Below are 3841 nucleotides of genomic sequence, written 5' to 3' on the forward strand. Positions count from 1 at the left end.
GCACAGGAAGGGCGCCACCACCGACCAGCAGGCTCAGGACAAGACCAAGCTGAAGACTGACGAGCAGGCTCAGGGCAAGGCCGGCACCACCACCGACCAGCAGGCTCAGGACAAGGCCAAGATGCAAACCGACGAGCAGGCTCAAGGCAAGGCCGGCACCACCACCGACCAGCAGGCTCAGGACAAGACCAAGACGCAAACCGACGAGCAGGTCCAGGGCAAGGCCTCGACGCAGGATACGACGTCGACCGGTTCCATCAACAACGTGACGGTGGAGCAGAAAACCGAAGTCACCCAGATCATCCGGGAGACGAAAGTGGAGCCTGTGTCCAACGTCGATTTTGACATCACCGTCGGCGTCGAAGTTCCGCGGCAAAAGGTCAGGCTGCATCGTTTGCCGGCTCGTATCGTCAAGATCGTTCCCGCTTACGAAAGCTACGAGTATTTCGTGCTTGCGGACGGCCGGATCGTGATCGTTGATCCGGATACGTTCAAGATCGTCCTGATTTTGACCTGATATGTCCGAGCAGTGGTCCGCCCTCCAGAGGGCGGACCGCCATTGCTGGGCTGCTATGGATTCAAAGCAACCCGCAAAAGGGACTGCAAGCGGCAGGTGATACACCCTGCCACCGCATCGCGAGGGCTAGAGACGCCCGAGCACGACCAGGATAATGACTATAAGCAGCAGAAGACCGAGGCCGCCGCCGCCGTAATAGCCGGTGCCGTAGAATGGCCCGCCGCCAAGCCCACTAAAACCGCCAAGCAATGCAATGATCAGAATGATGATAAGAATTGTGCCGAGACCCGTGACTTGCTCTCCTGTTTGCGGCTTCGCGCCTTAGAGGGAGCGGCGGTCGCCGGCTGATGTGATTATGAACTCGCTACAAGCCTTCCTGTTCCCGACTGAGACCGCATCGACGCTGCCAGGTTCAAGGATGTCAGGCGAACAAAGGTCACCCCGAGACGCCCAAGTAGCCCCGGTCTTTCAGCAATCCAGCGAGATGGGCGGCGTTTGATGCTGCCATTTCGATCGCACCCGAGACCTTTTCCGGAGTCGCCGGCAGATCGACATAGTTAACCTCCTGCATGGCCTCGCCGACCCAGTAGACCCCGCCATTGGCCGGGATGGTGAAGCCAACATCGTTCAGTGCCTGAAAGCATTCCGCCTGGCAGTGATGCGCACCGTCCTCATTGCCGACGATGGCCACCAAGGCCACCTTTCCTGCTGCCGGCATGCGCCCTTTGTCATCGGTCTCCTCGAGAAACGCATCCATCCGCTCCAGGACGCGCTTGGCCACACTCGAGGGCTGGCCAAGCCAGATCGGGAGGCCGAGTACGAAAATGTCGGCCGCCAGTATTTTTTCTCTGAGTTTCGGCCAATCGTCGCCCTCGCCCATGTCGGAGAGCACGCCGGGCTTGATATCGTGACTGAGCGCACGCACGATCTCGCCCTTCACCTCGTATTGCATCAGCGCCGCCAGGACATCGGCGAGCAACCGATCGGTGGAGGATTTTTCCCTGTCGTTCGAAGCTTTGAGCGAGCAATTGAGTGCGAAGGCCGTAAGCGGCATCTGGATCTCCCTGCATTGTCCTAATTGCAAATCGCCGCGACGACGTCGCGACAGCCCATTCGCCCGTTGCGGGAGCGCCCGGCATTTAACGCCAGGGTTGAATGCTTGTTCCGCCAAGCGGACCAACAGGCCGGGGGCGAGACGGCCCCCTCCTCCCACTTGGTGACGGTCCAGCCGGCTCACAGGGGCACTGACCACTACTGGAGGACAGACAGCGATGAGCGATTCCGACGCAGGCTGTCTGGCGCAAAGAACCTGCAAGGTCACATGATCGCCAACTGCGGCGAATTCCTGCCGATCGAGGCACCGGCAGAATTCGTCAAGGCGCTGGCGGAATTTGCACCGAGATAGGTGAAGCGATCCGCGTTTATGCAGGTGCCTACTGGCTCGCGGAAGTTACGCGCCAGACCGTGTTTCCGACATCGTCGGCGATCAGCAACGCGCCCGATTTGTCGACGGCAACACCGACCGGCCGCCCGTGCGCCTTGTTGTCCTTGTCGAGGAAACCGGTGACGACATCCTGCGGCTTGCCGTCTGGATGACCGTCCTTGAACGGCACGAAAACGACCTTGTAGCCGTTGAAGCTCTTGCGGTTCCAGCTGCCATGCTCGCCAACAAAGGCGCCGTTGCGATACAGGTCCGGCAGGTTGGTTCCAGTGTAGAACGCCAAGCCCAGAGGTGCGACGTGGGAACTCAAGGCATAATCGGGAGGGATCGCCTTGGCGACCAGGTCCGGCCGCTGCGGCATCACGCGCGGGTCGACATGCTGGCCATAGTAGCTGTACGGCCAACCATAGAACGCGCCGTCCTTGACCGAGGTCATGTAGTCGGGAACCAGGTTAGGACCGAGCTCGTCGCGCTCGTTGATAACAGCCCACAGCGCGCCGCTCTGCGGCTCCCAGCTCAGTCCGTTGGGGTTGCGCAGGCCGCTCGCGAAAACACGATAACGGCCAGTGGCCCTGTCGACTTCCCAGATGGCGGCCCGGTCCTTTTCCGCCTGGATGCCGTTCTCGGTGATGTTGCTGTTGGATCCGATGCCGACATAAAGCAGAGACCCGTCGCGGCTGGCCACGAGAGACTTTGTCCAGTGGTGATCGATAGGCCCGCCGGGCAACGGCGTCAGCACGGTGCCCGGGGCGGTGATCTTGGTGTCGCCCGACGTGTAGGGGTACCGCACGATGGCGTCGGTGTTGGCGACGTAGAGATCGTTGCCGACCAGCGCCACACCAAAGGGCGAATTGAGATGATCGAGAAAAACCTCCTGGACATCGGGCACACCATCGCCGTTGGTATCGCGCAGCAGAGTGATACGGTTGCTTCCTTCGGTGCCGCCGCCCGACGTCGCCATGGACTCGATCCAGCCCATGACCAGGTCTTTCGGCCGCTTGATCGCTGCACCGGGCGGCGCCACGGATTCGACCACCAGAACGTCACCATTCGGCAATGTGTAAAGCGAGCGCGGATGCTTCAAGCCCTTGGCGAAGGCCTGGATTTGCAAACCCTTGGCGACCGTCGGCCTTTCCTCCTGTTTCCAACCGATGACCGACGCGACATGCATCGGCGGCACCAGATACTGGATCGGTTCAGGCAGCGTCGGGTTCGCTCCGACCTGATCGGTGGGATCCGGTTCGTTGTCGCTGCATGCGGGCAGCACCAAAATCGATCCGCACAGCAGACCGAGGCTGGCGATACGCGGGATATGTCTGGCGGAGACATTCATTCGACCACCTCCACCTGAGTGCGGCCGGAACTCCATCCCAGCAGGCCCACCAAGAGAATAACGATCACGGCGGCGGCGGACAGGATGAGCCCCGTCGGCACGACCGAGGTCCAGGCATCCCGGCTGTGCACCAGTGCGTTGAAGAGCGACATGACGAGCACGATGAGGCTGCCGAGGAGATATGGCCATACGCGCCCGGCTTCACCGGAAAGCCGGTCGGTAAACAAATCGACCAGTGCTGCAAGAACCGCGAGCACGCCTACAAGCAGGCCGGCAAGCAGCAGCCAGGCGGAGAAATCGGCCCACATCATTTCAGCGCTTTGCCAATAGGCAGCGTCGGTCAGCAATGTGCCGACGAAACACGCATTTGCGACTGCCATCGGCGTTTTATGCAACGGACGCCTGGCGGCCACCAATACGGATCGGGCACGGGCCATGGACATTCTCCACCTTTGAAGCTGTACCTGTCCTCCAAACCAACTTGTGGTTAGGAGGTTCCCGGAACCGTTTGCGTTCAAGAACTCGTGATGGCGCTGGCGATGTCTCAGAA

The 3841-nt window shown here is 60.8% G+C and carries 5 protein-coding genes; 1 reads left to right on the forward strand and 4 read right to left on the reverse strand.

What is annotated here, in order from left to right:
- Positions 1 to 517, forward strand: a 517-nt coding sequence (locus tag EN893_RS23150) for a DUF1236 domain-containing protein (protein ID WP_128361800.1), incomplete at its 5' end; no start/stop codon positions are given.
- Positions 518 to 643: 126 nt separating this feature from the next.
- Here EN893_RS23150 and EN893_RS23155 read toward each other — a convergent pair.
- From EN893_RS23155 to EN893_RS23175, 4 genes are all read right to left on the reverse strand, one after another.
- Positions 644 to 793 (reverse strand): DUF3309 family protein, encoded by a 150-nt coding sequence (locus EN893_RS23155; RefSeq protein ID WP_127267413.1) that lies wholly within the window; start codon positions 791 to 793, stop codon positions 644 to 646.
- A 160-nt stretch (positions 794 to 953) separates the two neighbouring features.
- A complete protein-coding gene (locus EN893_RS23160) occupies positions 954 to 1571 on the reverse strand; it encodes an NAD(P)H-dependent oxidoreductase (protein ID WP_127267424.1) in 618 nt (205 codons plus the stop codon).
- 379 nt (positions 1572 to 1950) lie between these two features.
- Positions 1951 to 3291, reverse strand: a complete 1341-nt coding sequence (locus EN893_RS23170) for a sorbosone dehydrogenase family protein (RefSeq protein WP_127267414.1) — start codon at positions 3289 to 3291, stop codon at positions 1951 to 1953.
- Positions 3288 to 3728 (reverse strand): DUF2231 domain-containing protein, encoded by a 441-nt coding sequence (locus EN893_RS23175; RefSeq protein ID WP_127267415.1) that lies wholly within the window; start codon positions 3726 to 3728, stop codon positions 3288 to 3290. The genes EN893_RS23170 and EN893_RS23175 overlap by 4 nt, the downstream gene beginning before the upstream one ends.
- Between the last annotated feature and the right edge of the window lie 113 nt (positions 3729 to 3841).

This window comes from Mesorhizobium sp. M7A.F.Ca.CA.004.04.2.1, from assembly GCF_004022825.1.
Taxonomy (GTDB): Bacteria; Pseudomonadota; Alphaproteobacteria; order Rhizobiales; family Rhizobiaceae; genus Mesorhizobium.

Coding starts and splice junctions, on each gene's coding strand:
- EN893_RS23160 (WP_127267424.1), bottom strand. CDS start 1,571: ATGCCGCTTACGGCCTTCGCACTCAATTGCTCGCTCAAAGCTTCGAAC.
- EN893_RS23170 (WP_127267414.1), bottom strand. CDS start 3,291: ATGAATGTCTCCGCCAGACATATCCCGCGTATCGCCAGCCTCGGTCTG.
- EN893_RS23175 (WP_127267415.1), bottom strand. CDS start 3,728: ATGGCCCGTGCCCGATCCGTATTGGTGGCCGCCAGGCGTCCGTTGCAT.